At 40.8% G+C, this 22,611-nt stretch carries 19 protein-coding genes; 3 read left to right on the forward strand and 16 right to left on the reverse strand.

What is annotated here, in order from left to right:
• Positions 1 to 42: 42 nt before the first annotated feature.
• The 7 genes from AUO94_RS05855 to AUO94_RS05885 all read right to left on the reverse strand — a co-directional run bounded on the left by AUO94_RS05855 (position 43) and on the right by AUO94_RS05885 (position 8,324).
• Entirely contained in the window at positions 43 to 1,515 is a 1,473-nt protein-coding gene (locus tag AUO94_RS05855; protein ID WP_237150185.1) for an aldehyde dehydrogenase family protein, read from the reverse strand.
• Between the two features lie 28 nt (positions 1,516 to 1,543).
• Positions 1,544 to 2,335 (reverse strand): DUF3726 domain-containing protein, encoded by a 792-nt coding sequence (locus AUO94_RS05860; RefSeq protein ID WP_058386347.1) that lies wholly within the window; start codon positions 2,333 to 2,335, stop codon positions 1,544 to 1,546.
• Positions 2,317 to 3,339: a membrane dipeptidase gene (locus tag AUO94_RS05865; protein ID WP_058386348.1), complete on the reverse strand. Its 1,023-nt coding sequence runs from the start codon at positions 3,337 to 3,339 to the stop codon at positions 2,317 to 2,319. The genes AUO94_RS05860 and AUO94_RS05865 overlap by 19 nt, the downstream gene beginning before the upstream one ends.
• Positions 3,336 to 5,054 carry a hypothetical protein gene (locus AUO94_RS05870; protein ID WP_149457089.1) on the reverse strand — a complete coding sequence of 573 codons (1,719 nt, stop codon included), beginning with the start codon at positions 5,052 to 5,054 and terminating at the stop codon, positions 3,336 to 3,338. The genes AUO94_RS05865 and AUO94_RS05870 overlap by 4 nt, the downstream gene beginning before the upstream one ends.
• Before the next feature lie 364 nt (positions 5,055 to 5,418).
• A complete protein-coding gene (locus tag AUO94_RS05875) occupies positions 5,419 to 6,747 on the reverse strand; it encodes an MATE family efflux transporter (RefSeq protein WP_058386968.1) in 1,329 nt (442 codons plus the stop codon).
• Between the two features lie 57 nt (positions 6,748 to 6,804).
• Positions 6,805 to 7,380: a TetR/AcrR family transcriptional regulator gene (locus AUO94_RS05880; protein WP_058386350.1), complete on the reverse strand. Its 576-nt coding sequence runs from the start codon at positions 7,378 to 7,380 to the stop codon at positions 6,805 to 6,807.
• Positions 7,381 to 7,574: 194 nt separating this feature from the next.
• On the reverse strand, positions 7,575 to 8,324 hold the full coding sequence (locus AUO94_RS05885) for an SDR family NAD(P)-dependent oxidoreductase (RefSeq protein WP_237150186.1): 750 nt from the start codon (positions 8,322 to 8,324) through the stop codon (positions 7,575 to 7,577).
• Between the two features lie 369 nt (positions 8,325 to 8,693).
• Between AUO94_RS05885 and AUO94_RS05890 the strand changes: the two genes are divergently transcribed.
• Positions 8,694 to 10,100, forward strand: coding sequence for an MDR family MFS transporter (locus AUO94_RS05890; protein WP_058386352.1), 1,407 nt, complete (start codon positions 8,694 to 8,696; stop codon positions 10,098 to 10,100).
• A gap of 139 nt (positions 10,101 to 10,239) precedes the next feature.
• On the opposite strand, the gene AUO94_RS05895 is transcribed toward AUO94_RS05890, so the two are convergent.
• Positions 10,240 to 11,139, reverse strand: a complete 900-nt coding sequence (locus tag AUO94_RS05895) for a mechanosensitive ion channel family protein (protein ID WP_058386353.1) — start codon at positions 11,137 to 11,139, stop codon at positions 10,240 to 10,242.
• 373 nt (positions 11,140 to 11,512) lie between these two features.
• On the opposite strand from AUO94_RS05895, the gene AUO94_RS05900 reads away from it, so the two are divergent.
• Positions 11,513 to 12,859: an LLM class flavin-dependent oxidoreductase gene (locus AUO94_RS05900; RefSeq protein ID WP_058386354.1), complete on the forward strand. Its 1,347-nt coding sequence runs from the start codon at positions 11,513 to 11,515 to the stop codon at positions 12,857 to 12,859.
• Between the two features lie 44 nt (positions 12,860 to 12,903).
• Here AUO94_RS05900 and AUO94_RS05905 read toward each other — a convergent pair whose 3' ends face one another.
• The 5 genes from AUO94_RS05905 to groES form a co-directional block, all read right to left on the reverse strand.
• On the reverse strand, positions 12,904 to 14,244 hold the full coding sequence (locus tag AUO94_RS05905) for a uracil-xanthine permease family protein (protein ID WP_058386355.1): 1,341 nt from the start codon (positions 14,242 to 14,244) through the stop codon (positions 12,904 to 12,906).
• A 30-nt stretch (positions 14,245 to 14,274) separates the two neighbouring features.
• A complete protein-coding gene (locus AUO94_RS05910; protein ID WP_058386356.1) occupies positions 14,275 to 15,576 on the reverse strand; it encodes a glycosyltransferase in 1,302 nt (433 codons plus the stop codon).
• Entirely contained in the window at positions 15,566 to 17,605 is a 2,040-nt protein-coding gene (locus AUO94_RS05915) for a glycosyltransferase family 4 protein (RefSeq protein ID WP_058386357.1), read from the reverse strand. Before AUO94_RS05915 ends, AUO94_RS05910 begins: the two co-directional genes overlap by 11 nt.
• A 212-nt stretch (positions 17,606 to 17,817) precedes the next feature.
• Complete coding sequence (gene groL, locus AUO94_RS05920) at positions 17,818 to 19,440, reverse strand: chaperonin GroEL (protein WP_058386358.1); 1,623 nt, start codon at positions 19,438 to 19,440, stop codon at positions 17,818 to 17,820.
• Between the two features lie 31 nt (positions 19,441 to 19,471).
• Positions 19,472 to 19,756, reverse strand: coding sequence for a co-chaperone GroES (gene groES, locus AUO94_RS05925; RefSeq protein WP_006831533.1), 285 nt, complete (start codon positions 19,754 to 19,756; stop codon positions 19,472 to 19,474).
• A 191-nt stretch (positions 19,757 to 19,947) separates the two neighbouring features.
• Between groES and AUO94_RS05930 the strand changes: the two genes are divergently transcribed.
• Positions 19,948 to 20,766 (forward strand): CPBP family intramembrane glutamic endopeptidase, encoded by an 819-nt coding sequence (locus AUO94_RS05930; RefSeq protein WP_082707507.1) that lies wholly within the window; start codon positions 19,948 to 19,950, stop codon positions 20,764 to 20,766.
• Between the two features lie 17 nt (positions 20,767 to 20,783).
• On the opposite strand, the gene tatC is transcribed toward AUO94_RS05930, so the two are convergent.
• The 3 genes from tatC to AUO94_RS05945 form a co-directional block, all read right to left on the reverse strand.
• A complete protein-coding gene (gene tatC, locus AUO94_RS05935) occupies positions 20,784 to 21,554 on the reverse strand; it encodes a twin-arginine translocase subunit TatC (RefSeq protein WP_058386359.1) in 771 nt (256 codons plus the stop codon).
• Positions 21,555 to 21,566: 12 nt separating this feature from the next.
• Positions 21,567 to 21,761 carry a twin-arginine translocase TatA/TatE family subunit gene (locus tag AUO94_RS05940; RefSeq protein WP_058386360.1) on the reverse strand — a complete coding sequence of 65 codons (195 nt, stop codon included), beginning with the start codon at positions 21,759 to 21,761 and terminating at the stop codon, positions 21,567 to 21,569.
• Positions 21,762 to 21,851: 90 nt separating this feature from the next.
• Entirely contained in the window at positions 21,852 to 22,484 is a 633-nt protein-coding gene (locus tag AUO94_RS05945; protein WP_058386361.1) for a redox-sensing transcriptional repressor Rex, read from the reverse strand.
• Positions 22,485 to 22,611: the final 127 nt, after the last annotated feature.

Here is a 22,611-nt window from a genome sequence, read left to right on the forward strand (position 1 = left end):
TAGAAAGGGAAGGCTGCATCCTTCCCTGCTGCTACTCTTTACTTAGTTACTGTTAATGTAACGTGTTTTGTTTTGGCAATAAAACTCAACGGCTTCGCTGCCTAGCTCTTTATATGTGCCTGTGCTTGACTGCTTGTAGCCGCCAAAAGGTGCTTGGAAGAATGTGCCTGTTGTCGTCATATTCACTTTGACAATTCCAGCTTGAATTTCGCTAAGTGCGCGGTTCATGTATGTTAAGTTTTTCGTGCAAATAGCAGCTGACAAACCAAATGCCACGTCATTTGCTACTTCAATTGCTTCATCAATTGAGTCAATTTCAATAATGCTAATAACAGGACCAAATACTTCTTCTTGTGCAATGGTCATCGCTGATTTTACACTACCGATAACCGTTGGTTCAACGAAAAATCCTTTGTCTGACCCTGCAAATTCTGGAATTCCGCCACCCGTTAATACTTCGCCGCCTTCATCGATTGCTTTCTGAATTAGATCTAATGTAGATTGACGCTCTCCTTCACTTACTTGAGGACCCATTGTAACGCCTTCATCCATGCCATTACCTATTTTGATTTCTTTTGACTTCGCCACTAATTTATCCGTAAACTCTTGACGAATGTCTTTGTGAATAACTACACGACTCGTTGCTGTACAGGCTTGCCCCGTTTGACCGTATCCACCAGCTACGGCAAGTGCGACTGCTGCATCCACGTCGGCATCTTCCATCACGATCAATGGATTTTTGCCACCCATTTCAAGCAAGACACGTTTCATTTCTTTTGCGGCTTCTGCGTAAATTAAGTTTCCTACACGATTTGATCCTGTAAATGTAATGGCTTTAACTGCAGGATGATTGATCATCTCCGTTACAAGGCGACCCGGTCCCACTAATTGGTTTACGACACCTGAAGGTACACCCGCTCTTTCAACAATTTCCATAAATTTCTGTGCCGTCAATGGCGTTTCAGAAGAAGCTTTTAACACAACTGTATTGCCGCTCAAAATAGCAGGCGCAATTTTCCAAGCTGGAATCGACAATGGGAAGTTCCATGGTGTTACGACTAATACAACACCTAGTGCTTCTTTGTGTAATTCAATTTGAACGCCCGCCATATCCGATTCAATGATACGTCCTGTCATGCGGCGTCCTTCACCTGCATAAAACTTCACGATGCCTGCTGCGTAATTCACTTCTTTAAATGCATCTGCGTATGTTTTACCTTCTTCTTGAACAATGATTCGAGCAATTTCTTCTGCTTCTGCTTCCATGATCGCTGCAATTTTGAATAAGTATTCGCCTCTTGCAGGAGAGGGTGTTTTACTCCATGCTGGGAATGCTGCTGCTGCCGCTTCAATAGCTGCTTGCGCGTCTTTTTCGTTAGACTGACGAACGTTTACCACAACTTCATCTTTGTTTGCAGGGTTTCTAATTTCAAGCATATCTGTTCCTGATGTTTCTACCCATTCACCATTGATAAAGTTCTTTAACACGCGTACTTCATTTTTTACTGTCATCATTTACAATCTCCTCCAGCTGTTATATGGTTTAGCCCGCTCCATGCGATCGGGATTGGTCTGTTGATTCGACTAACATTCGCTTGCCCGTTTCGTTTAAATCCATCCACAATTCTTTGTTGATTTCTGCGCCGTTTTCCCATGAAGAAATCCATTTTTGTTCGAAATCCTCAGTTGTTGTGATAATGCAAGATGGGTCGATGGTTTGTTCGAATTGCTCAATCAATTGATCTATGGCTTCTATAGACTTTGTTCCGAACATGAAAAAGTCTGTAAAGGTTTCCGGCAATACGAGCGCTTTGTCTCCAGTAAGCCTCAATTGTTTATTGATTATTTCCACTATGTCCGCATTGTTTCGCTTATGAATCATCACCGGAAACTCCATACTTGGTGACGCGATAATGAGCGACGAATGACCTCTTAACTTATACAAAATGATGCTTCCCAGTCCTTTTTTCGACATATACATAGCTTGCTGCGCCAGTACGCGTGACGGAGTCGTTTGTTTAATGCACACAGCGGTTGATTGTTGATTTTGCAAACGCGCAATTACGTAATCAGCGCACGCTTTTCCGAGTAACATTCCACTTTGTTTGCCACCATTTATCACTGTCAGTTGCGCTGTTTCACTTACTATTTTCAATTCTTCTAGTTGGCTTTGTAAGTTTGGCAACTCATCTGATAATTGCTGCAATCCATATAACCCAAGAAACTCGGCATTTGCAACGGTTTCTGCCCCTTCTTCTGCGTATCCGTAAGGAACTCCACACGCTTGAAAGATTTTTTTGCAATGCGTATATAATTCTATGTGAGAGACACGCATGTCACCAACTCCTTCTGCGCCTTAAACCCTTCGTCGAAGAAACGGTACCAGTTGCCACCCATAATTTTAGAAATTTCATCAAACGTCATGCCACGAGCAGATAACCCTTGAACAATATTCGGGAAATCAAGTGGCGTTTGGAACCATTCTGGCCAATCCGGCCAACCTGGATTTTCTTTTGAACCCGCACCATACTCGATTTCATGCGTCCACCTTCCCATTCTCATCCATGCCAGAAAATCAACAGACATGTTATGCGTCAAATCGGTTCCAATTCCGATGTGATCAATGCCCATGAAATCTGCAGTGCGTGCAATCATATCGCAAAACTCTTCTAAAGTTGTACCTGCTCCGTTGATCAAGTGAGGATAAGCACACACACCAAGCACGCCTTTATTGTCACGTAATGCCGTTAAAATTTCTTCTGACTTGTTACGCTTTGTAGGGTAAATCCAATCTGGATTAGCATGGGTAATCGCAACTGGACGACTTGATAGTGCCAGTGTGTCTAATGATGTTTTGTTGCCCACGTGGGACAAATCAATGACCATTCCAACGCGGTTCATCTCGGCAATAACGTTCTTGCCGTATCTTGAAAGACCAGGATCTGTTTCTTCATAACAGCTGCTGCCGACAAGATTTTGATTATTGTATGTTAATTGCATAATTTTCACACCAAGTTGATTGAATACCGATACTAATCCCAGTTCATCTTCTAAAGCAGATGTATTTTGTGCACCAAGAATGATGCCCAGTTTTCCGATACGCTTCGCTGTAGCAATATCTTCTCCTGTTTTTACAGCCATTACTAGGTCGTTGTGATCCGCAAAGAATCGATGCCATTCCGCCACTTTGGTCAAAGTTTCACGAGCATTCTCCCACAATCCAACACAAGCATGCACACACTTAACGCCACCCTTTTGCAGCATCACTACAAAATCTCGGTCCCATTTACTTAGTTCCAGTGCGTCTATAACCATCATGTCTTTTATATCAATCGTCATTTGATCTCCTCCGAATTTGGTAATAATGGATAGAACCAATCATCATTAAATGCAGAGGTTCCGATTTCTTCAACTAATGGAGCACCTTGGAATAATGTAATGCGAACCCACCGATTCGACTTCGGATCAAATCGTTCTGCTCCAAAAATGGCAAGCTTACATCGCAACAAGTACACTGGCAGTAAATCAGCCCCTGTTAAATTCGCTTGTACTTCCCCATACGGTAATCCTTCAAGAGATTGAATTCTTCTAACAATTCCTCTTAATTCTGGCTTTTCAAATAAGAATAACGCAACTGACTGCTCATCTTCACACGTTGCTAGTTCTGCTGTGAGTTGTTGAACTTGCTCGGCGATATTCATCGGCATTGCGAGTTCAGCGCCGGGATCGACTCCGTGTTCACCTAGACGAGGTTCTTCTTTTTCGACTGATCGATACCAGAAATAATGTTTTTGCTCGGGTTGACTGAAATCATATTGGAATACCCACTCGTACTGCTTTTTAATAATTGAACGCAGAGCTCCAATCGTCATTTCAGGTACTAGGAGAATGCGATCATCTGCATTTGTTTGTTGCTCCAAGTCTACAATAATTTCTGGATATAATTCGATTAGTTGAGAATTAATAAGTTCTTGTGCTTCGACAGTAAATTGCTCTTTTACTCGGTCCGTCAATTGCACCCAAGTCTGTTCAGTATTGCCTCCTGAACGAATTGCTGTTTCACTACTATCTTTTACTAACGTTAAAATGGCTTCGACTTCATTAGCTAAGTGTCTCGGGTTTTCAAAAAACAATGTGTGTGGAATAGGTGCACTTTCAAAGAAGTGATGAACCCGATCTAAGTTGCGAATGAAACGCTTATAATCTTCAGGTGAAGGGTTTTTTTGTTTTGCACACGCCAATGCCGTTTCTCGAATCATCATCCACTGGTTAAGAAGTTTTGGATGCGAAATCACATAAGGAACCATTCCAAGGCCCGTTGCATTCCCTGTGCCTACTAATCTTTTTGCCTCTACTCCCAGTTGAGCCGCTTGTGGATTCCGTTTGCGCGCGATGTGTTCAACCATTTCAAAGCTGAAATGACGCAACATATATACCGCGAACATTTGCGCTTGAAATGCACCGCTGAATGTATGATGTTCTTTTACTTTTTCATAAGGCGCAATGCCAAACTTGCCATTACCATAAACCGCTGTCGTTCTGAACAAGTAGCCAATTTCGTATAGGATATTTAAGTCTGGCTGTTCTCCTTTTGATAGCGCTTCCACAACGTGCTTGAAAACACGCTGACTTTTATTAGCTCTTGACCAAACGAGATCCGTTACATCGCCTCTGCCCATTTCTTGTTTTGGAAGTTCTTGCTTCATTTTTTTTAATTTCTTTTCGGAAACTTCGCCTTCACACAATGCGAATGTGATATCCCATCGTTCTGAAATGACACGATCACTTCGAACTTCATCACTAATTTCTCGTGACAAGGCAACAAACGTATAATGTCCTTGCGGAGTTGTAATTTTATATAAAGCTTCCCCGTAGCCATCGTTATCTAAATCGAATAATGTTTGTTTAATATCCCAAGCTTCGCGCATCATTTTGCGGAACATAATTCGTAAAAAACTGAGACTGGTTGAGCGCATAACTCCTAGTCTTTGGATTTGCATTACTTCAGATGCAGGTCTAAGTGCATCACAATTTTCAATCGCTCGGTTGACCATAATAACCATCCTCCATCTTTCTACTCCTACAGCACTTTTATCTAATTCCGAATAACGGGATGCATTTCCGAATCACTCCATTTATCATAATTCCGTTTGAATACTCTGTCAATCATTTCGTATAAAATAATACGAAATGTTCAAATTTTTTTTATATTCTATACTCCTATTTGAGTGATACCAAGCTTCCGCTCCTTCATTTGAGAAACTAGTAATCCAGTTCTATTTTATGTGATTTCAGCACTTCCTATTTTCACGATGCAAAAAAAAGAGAGAACCCAAATACGCTAAGGTTTCTCTCTTTTAATATATTTTTAGCTAACTGTAAAGTCGAACACGATCTAAATATCATCAAAATCAACTCTTAGCTATGCCATTTTCTATGATAGTAGTAAATTGTCACAAGAACGATAAATTCGGACGTTGGAATCGCGAGCCAGACACCCGTCAGTCCAAATAGTCGAGGCATAATCATCAGTAAGATTAGCAAAACAATCATTTCGCGTGCTGCAGTAATCCAGGTCGCCATTCGAATATGTCCAATAGATTGATAATAAGTCATCATGACAAAGTTTGTTCCCATAAAGAGATAGGCGATAAAGAATAGTTTAATGCCCGATACCGCTAGCGCCAGCACTTCTTCTGGGAAGTCACCAAACAAACTGACAATCTGAGTTGCTGCAAATTGACCAATGAGCATAAAGAAGATACCCGCTGCTAGAGATGTAGCAATTGCCAGACGTATCGTTTGCTTTATCTTTTGTTCATCCTTGGCTCCGCTGTAATAACTGATCAACGGTTGGATAGCAGCACCCATTCCGAGAAATAACAACAACATCACACTGTGAACATAGTTCAAAATGGTAAAAGCTGATACACCAACAGTTCCAGCAAGATATTTAAAGGTAAGATTATGAGAAATCGTAAAAACTGAAATTCCGACTTCTGCAAGAAAACTTGGAAACCCAACCGCTAATATAAGAAGAGTAAGCTTCTTATCAAACTTGAAACGTACCAAACGTAAGTTGCTTTTTTTTCTAAAAAAATGCGTACTGAGAATAACTAAACCAACAAGTCCACCAAGTATCGTTGCAAAAGCTGCACCTTCTACGCCAAAATCTAGTATAAATAAAAACACATAGTTCAATATGATGTTGACCACTGACGTAGAGATCAGCGCAATCATTGCTGTATTAGGACCTCCATCATTTCGCACTAAAATACTAAAAGTGTTTTCTACTGTGAAGACGAATCCAAACAGCAACATAACGTTCAAGTAACCGGATGTATATTCAAACGTATCCACATTCGCACCTAGTAAATAAGCAAGTTCTGTTCTGAAGATAAAGGCAGTCAGCCCAATGATGATCGTTAAGACAAAGATAGAGGCGATCGCATGTGAAAAAATGATCCGTGCTTGATCTGGACGTTTTGCACCCATCATTGCCGAATATCGAGTCGCAGCACCAATACCAATCCATAAGGACATCGCTACAAAAATAGTGAATACGGGTCCCGCAATTCCGACACCAGCCAAAGCGATAGGTCCCAACTTGTTGCCGACCATAATCCCGTCAGCAACAATATTAACAGCCATCAGCAACATTCCAACAATCGACGGAATTAAGTACCTCAAGAAAGATTTTCCTACTGATTCCATGTCCAATCTATTTGTTGTTTGTTTCTCTTCCATAACCAATTCAAATCCTCACCTAAGAATTACGTTACCAACATAAAAGGGATTGGTATATTACGAATTAGGACATTCATCCTTTTTTTCAGTTAAAATTCCGGTCAATAATACGTCCACAATTGTTTCAACTGATTCTGTTACCGCAATGCTATGTACTAAAAAGAAATGTTTATCCAGTGTAATGTTGGAAGTCTCTATAATCACTCTGATCAACAAGTCGATGTTTATATCCTTAACAATCCCTGTTCGAATACCTTCTTCAAGAAGCTCCTTAATATCATCCCACTGGTTGAACTCCCGATTTACGCGCTCCCACTGTTCAGGATAGGAGCGTTTTAATTGCTCCAGAATGCGCAAATCGTAAAATTCGTTGTATTTCGGTAAAACAGCAATGGTTTTTTTAATCTTTTCAGCAAGCGTCCAATCTGTGTTATCGATTATTTGCCGAGTCTGATAGTCAAATTTATTAAGTGTGCTGTCGATAATGGCATCAAGAATATCCACTTTCGATGAAAAATTTTCGTATAATGTGCGCTTACTTATGCCCAGGCGCTTTGCCAGCTCATCCATCGTGAATTTGATGCCGTTGTAACGTGTTTCTTCAATAAATGCTTGTATGATTCGTGCTTTCAATATATTCTCCTCCTTAGAAAACTTTAAAAACCATTTTAGTTTTTCTGGTTTAACAATAGTATAATCTGTAACTTGTGTCTATAAAAAAGCCTCAAAGCCATTTCCTCGTATTCGAGGGATTCAAAAAACCTAATCCATAGGAGGATTAGGTTTTGTACTGAGATTAGTTGCACTAGCCGAGCTGCGTTAGTTGGTTATTTTGCAGTTTGACCACCGTCTACTGCTAAATTGACACCCGTGATGTATGAAGATCGATCTGAACAAAGCCATAATGCCGCTTGTGCTTGTTCATCCGGGAGTGCCATGCGCCCAAGTGGAATATCATTTTCTACGTATTTTGCTTGGTCAGGTACTTCTTTTGCCCACGCCTCTACAGCAGGAGTTAGCGTCATCCCCGGACAAATTGAATTGACGCGAATTCCTTTTTTCGCATATTCTAGCGCGACTGATTTCGTCAGTCCATTGACCGCCCATTTTGCAGCACTATACGTTGCTAAGTTTTCTGATCCAATCAGACCTGATGTAGAGGCGGTATTTACAATATTCCCTCCACCAGAATCGAGCATTGCTGGAATTTGGTGTTTTAATGAAAAGTACAAACTAGGTTGCGTAATTTGTATACAACGGTCCCAGTCGGCTGTTTTCGTTTCGGCAATCGGCAAAGATGGCGCACCAATTCCAGCGTTATTATGTGCCCAATCCAAGCGGCCATAATGTTCGACCGTTTGCTTCACAAGATCGATTACTTCTTGCTCATCTGCAACGTTACATCGTAAGAAAATTGCATCGCCACCCGCCTCTACGACTTGTCGCACTGTTTCTTTACCGCCTTCTTCGTTAATATCAGAGACGACCACTTTTGCACCTTCTGCGGCAAACGCAAGTGCACTCGCTCTTCCAAGTCCACTCCCCGCTGCTGTAATAATTCCTACCTTATCCATCATTAGAGCACCCAAACCAATTCCTCCTTTTTTATCCATACATTCTAATGATTCTGTATACTTTATTTTTATCCTGCTTTTGCTTTAAAATCGCTCGATTCAATAGGCAACTATATGAAGTAATAGGTATGAAGTTAGGTTCATTGTTCTGAAATTCTACAATCAAGTTGAATGAATAATTATTTGTTTTTTTCTATTTTCTTCTATATAACTGCGGGTAAGTCGGTAGTAGAAAACATCCACACCTCGTGGCATCAAACGAGAAAATTAGGGTATAGATAACTGTTCTTCGTTTTAAAAGCAAGTCGACTTTAGATTCCAACAGCCTTATACAAAGGTTCACAACCCAACTAGAGAGGTGTTCATAAAATAATGGTTCATTCACAAACTGTCGATACACCGCAATCATTCGATTTAAAAAAATACATTCCGCTGTTAGCTGTGTTGCTATCAGGTGCTTTTATCACCATTCTGAACCAAACACTTCTTGCTACGGCATTACCGCCAATTATGAAAGATCTTCAGATTAGTGAAAGTACGGTTCAATGGTTGCAATCGATTTTCATGCTGGTCAACGGCATTATGATTCCCATCACCGCGTTTTTAATCGGTAAGTTTACGACGCGCAGTTTGTTTTTGACCGCGATGGGCATATTTGCGACAGGTACGCTCGTCGCAGCCGTTTCTCCTGACTTCACGTTTTTGTTAATAGGACGTATGTTGCAAGGTGCGGGTGCCGGAATTATGATGCCACTCTTGCAAACCATTTTGTTTTTAATCTTCCCTGTTTCGCAACGCGGCAAAGCGATGGGCATGTTTGGTTTAATCATTGCCTTTGCACCTGCGATCGGACCGAGTTTATCGGGTTACCTAGTTGACCATTATCCGTGGCGCAGTGTATTTTATGTCGTGTTACCGATTGCGATTGTTATTATTGTCGCAGCTTACTTTTTACTAAAAAACGTAACCGAACAAACCAATCCGAAAATGGATTATTTATCGATTGTCCTTTCGACATTTGGATTCGGCGGTCTTCTTTACGGCTTTAGTGTGGCAGGGAACGTCGGTTGGCTTAGCCCGAATGTACTCATTTCACTCTTAGTCGGTGCGGTTACGCTGTACTTGTTTATCACTAGGCAGTTAAAACTGAAAGAACCTATCCTTGAATTTCGTGTATTTAAGTACAGCATTTTCTCACTGGCTACAGCGCTTGGTATGATCGTATTTGCTTCAATGATTGCAACAACCGTTATTTTGCCACTTTTCATGCAAAATCTCCTCGGTTTTAACGCCTTGCATTCTGGGCTGATGTTGTTGCCAGGGGCGATTGTTATGGGCGTCATGAACCCTGTAACCGGTGCGTTGTTTGATAAATACGGAGCAAAATGGTTATTGCGTATTGGTTTTGCCATTTTGACAGTTACAACGTTTTTCTTTGCCAATCTTTCGCAAGAAACAACCTTTGCGTATTTAGCAACGTTGAACGCCATTCGGATGCTTGGTATCGCAATGGTGATGATGCCATCTACAACACTTGGCTTGAACCAATTGCCCCTTCACCTAATTTCTCATGGTACAGCAATGAATAACACCTTCCGCCAAATTTCAGGAGCGATTGGAACAGCTGTACTTGTGACCATTACCGTTACTGCGGCAAGCGGTAGCTCTGTAGCTGATGCGATTCACGGTGTGAACGTTGCTTTCATCGTAGCAGGGAGTGTCGCTGCATTCGGTTTACTATTGTCTTTTGCTATTCGCGACAAGAAATCAAGCCAATAATCGATGAATCGGTTACTCCACTTAAAAATTCTCCGACACACATATGTGTCGGAGAATTTTTATATTTTATCGGAATGGGCTATCGTCTCCCATTGAGTTTATTTGGTCTAGTAACTAGTTTTATGGCGCTCACGCCAACTTACCCACGAAACACCTTCACTTCCAAAACCGCAAATTCGATAGCTGAACAGCTTATTAATTGCGGCAAAATCTTGCGTTGTAATTCTGTTTTCACCTGCGTGCCGTGTTGGTAATCAACGAGATAGCGTAATGCTAATACAATTCCCGCATCATTCGTATCTACTGAGAACACCGGACGCAAGGCTGCTTGTTGTTCTGACAAATGAAGAATATCTTTTTTCAATTGATGCTGTACTTGTTCTTCGAAATACGTTTCGCCTGCTTCGGTTATCATCTTCTCAGCGGCTTGCCAATCGCTATCAAAAGAAAGAACGTAGCTGATTTCTTGCCATACGAAGGAATTTTTGCCTCCAACGATTTCAAGAGATTCGTTGAAAATAATGCTGTTTGGCAACTTGATCACTCTTCCTGTGTTGGCATCAGCTGATAGTCCGCCCCGTACTTCTAGCAACTTAAGGTTTATCGGGGTGATATCAATGACATCTCCAATGATGCCATTGATTTCTATTCGGTTAGAAATCTCGAAATACTTCCAATACTTAATGACAAAATACGCCGTAATATTTGTCGTAAGTCCTCTCACCATAAAGGCCAAAAAAACACCAATCAGCAACGCAATTAAGATCAGTGCATTGATTGCCTGAATCCAAATAAATAAGATAGAAAGAATGGTGAGTACCATCACGCCGCTTTTTAAGACTTTCTGAGACTTGAGTCGTTTTTTAAAATCCGTTTCATTGCGTGTCAGCAGTTTCTTTACCAAAAAATAAAAAAGTGCAGCCAGCACAACCACAATAACCGTCAGCGCGATTTTATTGAAATAAGCATCTGGTGTATTCAACGTTGAGAATAAGCCTTCCGATAGATCAGTAAAATAATCTTTTAGAAAATCCGGCATCGTTTCACGCTCCTCGGTCAATTCGTACTAGTAGTATACCCTAATTTGGAGAAGCCATTTTTAGATAAGAAAATCGTATGATTCTACAAAATTAAAGAGTTTCACATTTTATGAATGTGTGAGCTTTTATATCATATGTTTTTCTCTATTATTTACAATCGCTGAAACCATCTATGTTCCATCACCAATAAGGGTATTTCTCATTGTTCAACTACCTTTGCTCCAATGGTTTTGATGGTTATTTCACTTTTCAAGTTCTGTAGCATGCAACACGTCATACGACACCTGTCTTGACACAAACCGCGACACATACGATAATCAAAGACAATGAATGGTTATAGTGTGTAATATGACCGCTGAGGGGATAATCCATATGAGAAAGCAGTTAAAAATAGGAACGATGATTCACGGTGTCGGCGAGAAGATTTCCGATTGGCGTCATCCGAGTATGCCGTCAGATGCCAGTGTCAGTTTTGCCTTTTATAAACAGCAAGCCCAAACTTCAGAACGTGGAAAGTTTGATTTTGTTTTTATTGCAGATGCCTTGTACATCAACGAAAAATCAAATCCTCATTACTTGAATCGCTTTGAACCGTTAACGATTCTTTCTGCACTTGCTGCGGTCACGTCGAACATCGGACTCGTTAGTACATTGTCGACTACGTATAGCGAACCTTTTTCAGCAGCACGACAGTTTGCTTCACTTGATCTGTTAAGCGGAGGACGAGCCGGGTGGAATGCAGTAACGTCTGGACTGGAAAAAACCGCGCTAAATTTCAGCAAAAAAGTAAGCGATCATCCAAGTCACGCTGAGCGTTACCGGATGGCTGCTGAATTTATGACAGTCATAAAAGGCTTATGGAATTCTTGGGACGATGATGCGTTTATTCGCAATAAAGCGTCGGGTCAATTTTTTGACCCGACCAAATTGCATGCCTTGAATCATCAAGGCGAGTTCTTTTCTGTACAAGGCCCGTTGAATATTGGCCGTTCACCGCAAGGTCAGCCCGTCATTTTTCAAGCCGGTTCTTCTAAAGACGGCATTGCCTTTTCTGCACAACAAGCAGACGCGGTGTTTGCGATTATGCCTAGAGTCGAACAAGCCAAGCAGTATTATCAAGACATCAAAGAACAAACCCGCTTGAATGGTCGTCATCCGGATGACGTGCTGGTCTTACAAGGCATCAGTCCAATTATTGGCGACACAAACGAAGCAGCCGAACGAAAATACCAACAACTGGCGAGTTTAGTAACAATTGAACAAGCACTCGCCTTTTTAGGACGGCTGTTTGAACACCATGACTTTTCTCACTACCCACTAGACGAACCGTTTCCGGAACTCGGCGCTATCGGCAAAAACAGTTTCCAAAGCGATACCGATCGCATTAAAGCTGAAGCACGCGAGGAAAACTTAAGCTTGCGTCAAGTAGCTTTAAGAGAAGCTACACCGCGCACTCCTTTTATGGGAACACCCGAACACATCGCTGATTTAATCGAATCGTGGTACGACCAACACGCAGCAGACGGCTTTATGATCATTGCCAATTTGCCAAGCGAACTCGAAGCGTTTGTCGATCACGTGGTGCCGATTCTACAAGAGCGTGGGATTTTCCGAACGGAATACGAAGGGACAACACTTCGGGATCATTTGGAGTTGCCTTATACGGAGGATATTCTTGCTGCAAAATCCAAAGACGACCGGATGCGCGTAAACGTATAAAAAGAAGCCTCTCAAAAATTCAATGAATTTTTAAGAGGCTTCTTTTATTCTATCTCTGCGTCTTTTTCTATTGAATCCTCTGGAATGACTAAGTTTAACAAAATCGCAACAAAACAAGCGATTGTTATTCCGGATTGTCCAAATAATAGTTGAATAATGTCTGGAAATGCATTCATGGCATCGGGTACTTGACTTAATCCGAGTCCAAATACTAAAGATAATCCAATGATAATCTTTGCTCTCTCGTTTAAAGGCTCTGACGTCAAAATGTCTATACCGGTTAATGTGATTTGAGAAAAAATAATGACGGTGGCGCCGCCAATAACGGCTGGTGGCATGGTAGAGATAAGCGCTCCAATCTTAGGAATAAGACCAGCCAATATTAAAAACACAGCGCCAACGGCTACGACGTATTTACTCATTATTTTTGTAAATGCGATCATTCCAACATTTTGACTGAAAGACGTGTTTGGCAACGAGTTAAAAACTGCTGCTAGAGAAGAGGTAAGCCCATTCGCTATTACTGAACCCGAAAGTTCATCAGACGTAGGTTCTCTGTCTGCTCCTCCATTCGTAATGGCTGTCACATCGCCAACTGTCTCAACAGATGTAACGATAAACATAATTAACATAGGAAGAATCGCTCCCCAGTAAAATTCCATCGGAAAATAAAAAGGGGTTGGAATTGAAAACCATGAGGCTTCTCTTATGGCTGAAAACTCAACCATGCCTAGTGGTAAAGCCACGATATACCCAACAACGATACCGATTAAAATGGAAGAGGTTTTAGCCATCCCTTTTGCATATCTATTTAGGAAGATCACAATGACCAAAACCAGTAAAGCCACCAGCCAGTTTTTAGCTGACCCAAAATTCTCAGATCCACTTCCTCCAGCCATAGATGTAATACCTGTAGGTAAAAGCGACAAACCGATCGTAAGAACGACTGTACCTGTTACAATTTTCGGGAAAAAGCGTTTTAATTTCTTGATAAAAAACCCTAAAGTGCCGCCGAATAAACCGCCGATCAGACTGGCACCTAATAATCCGGATATGCCATATGAGCTCGCTATTGCTATATTCGTAGGGAGAAACCCAAAACTCGTCCCCATCACGACTGGGAGTCCTGCACCAACCTTCCATATGGGGTAACACTGGATAATCGTCGCCACTCCTGCCATGATCATGGCACTTTGAACCAATATTGTTAAATCAGCTCCTGTAATGCCCACTACACCTGCGATGATGATAGGAACGGCAATATTCCCTAGAAACATCGCAAAAATGTGCTGTAGCCCTAATGGTATTGCTTCTTTTAATGGCGGTCTGCCGTCTACATCGTATTTGTTTGTGTTCGTCACTTTATGGCCAACTGTTGTTTTCATAAAACACCTCTTTTCAATTCCATTTGTATTCTAGTCTACCTTCACTATTTGTTTTGCTGCATAGTCCGCGCCTCTTTTTCTTGATATGCTTTTCCAATACTGCAAACTCTCTGTAGAAATTTCTTCTCTATCATTAAACGCATTCGCTAATTCTTCTTTGCTAAAGTTGTTTGGATCCAAGACGCTTCCTAATTTGTTCTTTTCAACATCATAGGCTATGTTAAACTGATCACTAGAAAATGGCAATATCACCATTTCTTTTCCATAGTACATAGCTTCTGTTAAGGTGTTGCACCCCCCATGGAAGACAACTGTGTCGACATAAGGCATAAGGGCAATTTGAGGGATAAAACTTTCTATGATTGTATTGTGTGAGTGATATTTTTTTAACTCTTCCGCATGACTCCCTGCAGAAACAATCAATAAAACATTCGGATGAATTTCTCTGACTCCCAGGATTAGTTTTTCCAGTACATCTTTTCTATTCGATAAAAAAGTTCCTAAAGTGATCATGATGATCTTTTCTTTTGTATCTATTTTTTCTAGCCATTCTCCATTTAACGTAGCTGCTTTGAATGAATTCCCTATAAATATTCTCTTTGGTTGTTCTTCATTTTTTTCACTATTGTTAAAATCAAAATAGTTGTAGATAACAGCGATATCAGAGACCAAACTAAAAGCATTACTAATTTTTTTAACAGACTTATTTTCAGTGATAAGATTATTAAAAACTTCAGTAAACTCTTTTTGAGTTTGTGTCGAAACCTGTTCGAGTCCCCTCAACTCTTTTTCCTCGATCGCTATAGCTGTAGGCCAGCTTTTCGGCACATTAAAATAGTCTCCTTCTTTTGGAATCGTGTTCGGATGGGGAGGACAAAATGTGATAAAAGGCAGACCTAAAGCATACAAGCTAAGCGTAACCGAATAAGATAAGATGTCGACCACATAAAGGTCCGCAGCTAGTGAATCATCTATTGCCTTTATCTTATCGACCAGCTCTTGTGGGTTATAAAGCATGTCAGCCTTTCTATGACGAGACTGCGTGATGAGTGTTTCGATTGCACCTTTTTTTGTCGACTCAAAAAACTCTTCTAATCTTATTCTCTCCGTATCTGGTTGTATCGTGTGTTCACCTTCGCCTATATTTTTATTTGAACTTATATCGATTTCATAAAAATTCAAATGCTCTTCCAATATTTTTTCCTTGAACTCTATACTGCAACCAACTGTCACTTCTGCACCATGTTCTTGAAAACTTTTTGCTAGCACTAACAAGGGGTTAAAATGCGAATAGAAAGGGGGACTTATAAAACAGATTTTTTTATACTTCATTGTTTTCTTCTCCTTTTACAGCTAAATAAAACGACACAAACTCAGTTGAAATTTTGTTGATGGAAAAGTTTTCACTTACAGTTTTTTGACCTGCAGCTTGAATCCGTTTAAACTCTTCTTTATTCATTTTGGAATCGTAAAGATGATTTTCTGTTTCTTTGGCAATCGTTTCCCAATTACTCGTATCGATTAAAAACCCATTTTCCCCATTGCTCATATAACTTTTAACTCCCCCTTTTATAGGACCTAGCGTTAGAAACTCCATGGACATAGCCTCTAAAATAGCGATACCAAATTCTTCTTTTACACTTGAGCACAGATAAATATGAGGATAGTCAAAATCTCTTTTCATGATATTCTCCTCAAGCAGCCGGATATCCAAATTCGACATGGCACCTTTGTGTATGAACCTGTCTTTGAATTGAGGATGCTTTTTTACGTAGTCTTCAAAAAAATCAATCACCCTTTTTTCTTCTTTGTTTGGTCTCTCTAGATCCCCTCCTATTAGTAAGAGGTTGTGAGTTTCCGAAAGTTTAGACTTTGACCACGCTTTTAAAAGTTCGATTTGTCCTTTTAAAACAGACAGTCTTCCTACATTTAAGATCACGGGTCTTTCAAAAAATTCTTTATGTGCTTTATTGAACTCCGCAAAGCGAGCTGAATAGCTCTCCACGCCCTCTATATCACTTGATTGATCTAGTTGTATTCCTTCACCTATCATTTTCATTCTTCTATTTATCTTTCCATCTGTCAGTTGAGGGAAATACATCTCAAGTTCTTTTTTGACAGCTGCATTTCCTATCCCAACTATTCCGTCGCTTGTATCTATTAACTCATCACCTATTTTTATCTTGTTTAGCTTTTCAATAAGCTCGTTAAAACCCAGTTCTTTTAATTGGCCAGATCCATCAAACATGTTTCGGTGTGGGTCTGGCGTTAATGTGAATACGAGTTTTTTAGTTAATTCTTTAGCTAAGTGAGCAACAGCTCTAGAAGCATTATCTAGAAATCGGATATGAAAAACATCCGGCTTTATTTTTGCTTGCTTTAAAAAATTGCCTATAAACCGTTTAATAAACAACTCTCTTTTAATAAACGGATCTGATACAGATGGGTCTAAATAGATTGGCAGCCGAATAAATACATGGTCGTCGCCGTAGGAGCTGATAAAGGGCTTCGTTAATTCTTGAGTGATGGTAATCGTAAATACATGAGACACACTACTGTCTTTTGATATCTCTTCACCCAAGCTTTTTAATAATACTGCTAATCCCCCGTTGTTTCCTTTTCCACTATCTTCAAAATCTCCATAAAACATGGACTGCATAATCGAAATACCTTGCTTTTCAAACTCACTATCTGAAGCGAGTGCGCGAATGTAACTATCGTAAAAAACTTTGTTTTTCTCATTTATTACATTTTCCCTGACGAAAGATTGATCCACAGTTTCCATTGAATCTAAATTCCCTAATAGATTGATCATTTGAATCTTTAAATTATCTGGATAATCCACGGTCACTAATTCGTATATAGTGTCTTTAAATCCCTGTCTTTTAAAACTATCCATATAGCCCAGTAAGTTGGAGATCAGTTCTACATCCCGTTTGTACTTCTGCAGCATAAACAAAATATCCTCATCACTTAATAGATCGACATCGCATTCCATGCAAACATCCAAAACATGATAGAGCTGTTGGCTGCTATATTGTCGCTGTGATAGGAAATCTGTTGTTATTTTCTCTATGATTGGCTTGAGCTCATCATTGGATAGTTTTAAAACCGTATCTACGATAAATCGATCTGTATAGGAATGTACTCCCAAAAACGAGAACAATTCACCTAGTTCTTTTTCATCCAGCTTGTTTTTTCGCCCTAATTGCTTGATCTTTTGAATTTGATTTACCACTAGTCGTTCTTCGAAATCTATTTTCTTGCTCTTAGTTATGTAATCATCTAAAAACCGGTGAGGATACATATAATTACTCTCATTCGCATAAACATGATTTCTCAATTCAATAAACTCATTCATTTTTTACCCTCCAATACCGTTAGTAGGTCAGTATTCCAATACCCTATACCCATAACTACTAATCTATCTATAAAGTTTGGTCATTATAGAGTGGTTTTAGGAAACAAAAAAGGCCTTTCAGTAAGTTAGTAAACTTAGTGAAAGGCCTTTGAGGTAATCTTCTTTGATGAAACATGAACAATTTAAGATAAAATACTTGTGATGTTGCTAAATTACATCATGCCGCCCATGTCAGGCATGCCGCCGCCTTGTCCTGCTGGTTCTGGCAAGTCTGCAACAACTGCTTCAGTCGTCAAGAACATTGCCGCAACAGATGCTGCGTTTTGAAGTGCTGAACGCGTCACTTTTGTTGGATCGACGATACCTGCGTCTACCATGTTCACCCATTCGCCGTTTGCTGCGTTAAAGCCGATGCCGACTTCTTCTGTTTTTAGACGGTGAACGATGATTGAGCCTTCAAGTCCTGCGTTTGTTGCGATTTGACGAACCGGCTCTTCTAGCGCACGAAGTACGATGTTGATCCCAGTTGCTACGTCGCCTTCTTGTGATTCAAGAAGTTCAGCCACTTTGTTGTAGACGTTGACTAATGCTGTACCACCGCCGGCAACAATTCCTTCTTCTACAGCGGCACGAGTTGAGTTCAAGGCATCTTCAATGCGAAGTTTACGCTCTTTCAATTCGGTTTCTGTAGCCGCTCCGACTTTGATGACTGCCACGCCGCCAGCTAATTTCGCTAGGCGTTCTTGTAGTTTCTCTTTGTCGAATTCAGAAGTTGACTCTTCTAATTGGCTGCGGATTTGACTAACACGCGCAACGATGTTTTCTTGGTTGCCCGCGCCTTCTACGATCGTTGTGTTTTCTTTTGTCACAACCACTTTTGATGCACGGCCAAGCTGTGCGATATTCGCTGTTTTCAATTCCAGCCCTAGATCCTCTGTAATCACTTCTGCGCCCGTTAATGCTGCAATGTCTTCTAGCATTGCTTTACGGCGGTCACCGAAGCCTGGAGCCTTAACAGCTACTGCGTTAAACGTGCCGCGTAATTTGTTAACAACTAATGTTGCTAGTGCTTCGCCTTCAACATCTTCAGCAACGATCAGTAACGGTTTGCTTTGCTGAACGACTTGCTCAAGGATTGGCAAGATTTCTTGGATGTTGCCAATTTTCTTGTCGGTTACTAAAATAAATGGATTGTCCAATACCGCTTCCATTTTATCTGAATCGGTTACCATGTATGGCGACTGGTAGCCACGGTCAAACTGCATTCCTTCAACCACATCAAGTTCTGTTGTAAAGCCGCGTGACTCTTCTAATGTAATAACGCCGTCGTTACCCACGCGCTCCATTGCTTCAGCAATCAGTTTCCCAACTTCTTCGTCACCAGACGAAATCGCTGCCACTTGTGCGATCGATTCTTTGCCTTCGATTGGTTTTGAAATCACTTTCAATTCGCCAATTGCACTTTCAACAGCGAGCTCAATTCCGCGACGAATGCCGACTGGGTTCGCACCAGCTGTTACGTTCTTCAAGCCTTCACGAATCATCGCTTGTGCAAGAACCGTTGCTGTTGTTGTTCCGTCACCCGCGATGTCGTTTGTTTTAGAAGCCACTTCCGCAACAAGTTTCGCGCCCATGTTTTCAAAAGCATTTTCAAGTTCGATTTCTTTTGCGATTGTCACACCGTCATTGGTGATTAACGGCGAACCGAATTTTTTCTCAAGAACGACGTTACGTCCTTTTGGTCCAAGCGTTACTTTTACTGTATCTGCTAATTTGTCTACGCCTCTCAGCATTAAACTGCGTGCGTCTTCGCTGAACTTAATCTCTTTTGCCATGTTTAGCTTCCTCCTGTGTCGTTGGGTTATTTTAGCCTAAAACTGCTAATATATCGTTTTCACGTAAAATCAAATATTCTTTGCCTTCATATTTCAATTCAGAGCCTGCGTATTTCGAGAAGATAACGCGGTCGCCAGCTTGCACGTCTAGTTCTGTGCGCTGTCCGTTTTCACGGATAAGTCCATTTCCTACAGCGATCACATGGCCCTCCTGCGGTTTTTCTTGTGCCGATCCTGGTAAAACAATACCGCTTGACGTTTTTTCTTCCGCTTCGATGAGCTCAATAATTACTCGATCTCCTAGTGGTCTTAACAAATGAAACACCCTCCTCAAATTATCTAAATGTTCTCGATTAGCACTCTCAACCTTTGAGTGCTAACCCATAACCAAGTTTAATAAAATCTTCAGTCTTTTGCAAGTAAGAACTACTATGATTTTGATTTCTTTGCGGTTGTCTGCTGAAAGCTCTACAATAGAAGGAGTTTAAAAGTGAAAGGAATTATATTATGCCCACTAAACGCAAGAAATTTATAGACACGTTTTTTGAAAAAGATGCTACCACTAAACCAAAAATTCAAAAAAGCAGCAATAAGCGACCTATGTACAAAGGCAAAAAAACGCCTCTTTACGTATTGCTAATTTTCATCGCGGCTCAGCTGTCACCAATCTTGTTTATCGCGCCAACCTTTAATTATTTTGAAGGCCAAGGCTTAGACCGTGAAGCTGCCAGTGCTGCAACGTCCGGCTGGCTCATCTTCCTGACGATGGGCATCGGGTTTATCCTCACACTTATCTTTGTTTTCCGAGACAAACGCTTTTTTGATATATGGAAAGGCAAAAAGTCTTCTGTCCTACTGTCCATTGTCTGGGGCTTTCTTGGCTTCTTGTTGTTACTAATCGGTCAATCCGTTGCTGCTTTGATTGAAATGGAGCTTCTCGGCATTGATCCCGGTTCTGAAAATACGGCGTCCTTAGTGAACATTGCCGATGCCGTACCGCTCGCCATCGTCTCTATTGTGCTTTTTGGCCCGGTTCTGGAAGAACTGGTTTTCCGCCGCGTGTTATTTGGTTCTCTCAATCAGACTACCAATTTCTTTTTCGCAACGGCTGTCAGTGCACTAGTATTTGCGTTGATCCATTTTGACTTTACGCACCTGTTGCTGTATTTCACGACCGGCTTGATCTTGGCATTTCTATACCAAAAAACGAAAAGCATCATCACACCGATCATTGCTCACATTTGTCTAAACGGCTATGTAATGCTTATCCAGCTCAATATGGATAAAATTTTAGAATTCCAAAAACAAATGGAAAATCTGCAGTAAAAAAAGCCTTCCCCGATTTACTTCGGTGGAAGGCTTTCTTGTTGTTCTTTAATCGCTTGCTGCTGCTCAGCTTTTAAGAATTTACGATAACCCACTTTGGCAATGAGCACACTAAATTCATACAGTATGATTAGCGGCAATGTCACAATCATATGCGAGACGATGTCTGGTGGCGTAATAAACGCGGCAATAATGACTAACCCAAGATAAGAATACTTGCGGTATTTTGTCATGAGCATCGGCGTAATAATCCCAAGCCTTGTTAAAAACAACATCACTACCGGCAACTGGAATATTAAGCCAAACGGCAACGTGATTTGAAACAAGAATTGAAAATATTCATTGATACCGATCGTTTCTTGAATATCCATGTTATCAGAAATACTCAGCATAAATCCAATGACATAAGGGAATAGGATGAGATACGCAAAAGCGATTCCCCCTAGAAACAGCAGCACGGAAAATGGAATATAACTTAACGTCGCTCTCCGCTCTTTATCGAGAAGTCCAGGACTGATAAACGCCCAAAACTGGTACATAATCAGTGGCGAAGTGATAATCAAGGCTAAGATCATCGTCACTTGCATAAAAATCTTCAATGGATCTGTAATTTTGAAAGCATTCAAGGTAAGATTTTTAGCTTCCTCTGTATACTGCAAATACTGAATTAGCGGCTGGGCAAGAAAAAAACTGATAATAAGCGCTAATACAAAGAAAACGACTAGAATGGTCAGTCGTTTTCTGAGTTCTCCTATATGTTCAATTAACGTCATGTCTTTTTCAATCATCGGACAAACATCCTATCGTATTTCCTTTTGCTCGTCTTTCTTCTTCAACTCTACTTTATCGTCGTCATCGTCTACAAGTCCTTTTGTAGCATTTTTAAACTCACGCAAAGACGAACCAAACGCTTTTCCAAGTTCCGGTAACTTTTTCGGACCGAAAACAAGTAAAGCAACAACACCGATAATGATGATACTCATTGGACCTGGCATACGTTGCACCTCCTGTATTATGGCTCTATTTTACATCATTCGAACCGGTTTGGCTATTTCGAAAGAGCCTAGAAATGTGAAGTTTTTAAGTCATTGTTGCTTGATTTGGTAAATCAATGTCTGCAATTCCACTGACAAATCGATGGTTTGGACACGGATATGATCAGGCACTGAAATTCGTACCGGTGTAAAGTTCAAAATCCCTTTAATATCAGTCTTTGCCAAGCGATCTGTTACTTCTTGTGCCGACCTTGACGGTACCGTCAAGATGACTAGCTCCACGCCGTACTCTTTGATTTTCTCTTCAATCTTGTCCGGGTGATACGTATCAATATCGTTAATTTTTTCGCCTTCTAACGGGCTGTTCGAATCGAACGCCACAATGATTTTCGTATTGTGGTTGCGATGGAAATTATATTTTAGAAATGCACCGCCTAGTCCTCCAACACCGATTAAGGCTACATTCGTAGCTTCGTCTTGATCTAGTGTCTTACGGAAAAACAGCAACAGCTCTTGAACGTCATAGCCATAGCCTTTTTTGCCAAGCGCACCCAAATGGGAAAAATCGCGTCGAATGGTAGCAGAATCGATTTTCATCGCTTCGCTTAATTCCTGCGAGGAAATCCGTTTTTGACCGGCATTCGCAAAATTTTGAAGGAAACGGTAATACAGCGGCAGCCTTTTGGTTGTGGCTTGCGGAATTTTAGATGTCTCGTGTAACATACGCTTTCGCATCCTCCTGAGGTGTTGTCAAATCGCTTTCATCTTACAGTAGGAGCCTTGATATGTAAAGGCTTGTGCAATTGCGAACAACTGCCCTATCAGCTACACTTAAAGAGAATAGAGGTGA

The sequence above is a fragment of the Planococcus kocurii genome (genome assembly GCF_001465835.2).
In the GTDB taxonomy this organism is placed as follows: domain Bacteria; phylum Bacillota; class Bacilli; order Bacillales_A; family Planococcaceae; genus Planococcus; species Planococcus kocurii.

What these genes read in the sequence shown, in the direction of transcription:
- AUO94_RS05875 (WP_058386968.1), bottom strand. Translation starts at nt 6,747, where the DNA reads ATGGAAGAGAAACAAACAACAAATAGATTGGACATGGAATCAGTAGGA.
- AUO94_RS05885 (WP_237150186.1), bottom strand. Translation starts at nt 8,324, where the DNA reads ATGATGGATAAGGTAGGAATTATTACAGCAGCGGGGAGTGGACTTGGA.
- AUO94_RS05860 (WP_058386347.1), bottom strand. Translation starts at nt 2,335, where the DNA reads ATGCGTGTCTCTCACATAGAATTATATACGCATTGCAAAAAAATCTTT.
- AUO94_RS05940 (WP_058386360.1), bottom strand. Translation starts at nt 21,761, where the DNA reads ATGCCAGGTCCAATGAGTATCATCATTATCGGTGTTGTTGCTTTACTT.
- AUO94_RS05890 (WP_058386352.1), top strand. Translation starts at nt 8,694, where the DNA reads ATGGTTCATTCACAAACTGTCGATACACCGCAATCATTCGATTTAAAA.
- AUO94_RS05910 (WP_058386356.1), bottom strand. Translation starts at nt 15,576, where the DNA reads ATGAAGTATAAAAAAATCTGTTTTATAAGTCCCCCTTTCTATTCGCAT.
- AUO94_RS05870 (WP_149457089.1), bottom strand. Translation starts at nt 5,054, where the DNA reads ATGGTCAACCGAGCGATTGAAAATTGTGATGCACTTAGACCTGCATCT.
- AUO94_RS05930 (WP_082707507.1), top strand. Translation starts at nt 19,948, where the DNA reads ATGCCCACTAAACGCAAGAAATTTATAGACACGTTTTTTGAAAAAGAT.
- AUO94_RS05945 (WP_058386361.1), bottom strand. Translation starts at nt 22,484, where the DNA reads ATGTTACACGAGACATCTAAAATTCCGCAAGCCACAACCAAAAGGCTG.
- AUO94_RS05895 (WP_058386353.1), bottom strand. Translation starts at nt 11,139, where the DNA reads ATGCCGGATTTTCTAAAAGATTATTTTACTGATCTATCGGAAGGCTTA.
- AUO94_RS05915 (WP_058386357.1), bottom strand. Translation starts at nt 17,605, where the DNA reads ATGAATGAGTTTATTGAATTGAGAAATCATGTTTATGCGAATGAGAGT.
- AUO94_RS05855 (WP_237150185.1), bottom strand. Translation starts at nt 1,515, where the DNA reads ATGATGACAGTAAAAAATGAAGTACGCGTGTTAAAGAACTTTATCAAT.
- groL (WP_058386358.1), bottom strand. Translation starts at nt 19,440, where the DNA reads ATGGCAAAAGAGATTAAGTTCAGCGAAGACGCACGCAGTTTAATGCTG.
- AUO94_RS05865 (WP_058386348.1), bottom strand. Translation starts at nt 3,339, where the DNA reads ATGACGATTGATATAAAAGACATGATGGTTATAGACGCACTGGAACTA.
- tatC (WP_058386359.1), bottom strand. Translation starts at nt 21,554, where the DNA reads ATGATTGAAAAAGACATGACGTTAATTGAACATATAGGAGAACTCAGA.
- AUO94_RS05900 (WP_058386354.1), top strand. Translation starts at nt 11,513, where the DNA reads ATGAGAAAGCAGTTAAAAATAGGAACGATGATTCACGGTGTCGGCGAG.
- AUO94_RS05905 (WP_058386355.1), bottom strand. Translation starts at nt 14,244, where the DNA reads ATGAAAACAACAGTTGGCCATAAAGTGACGAACACAAACAAATACGAT.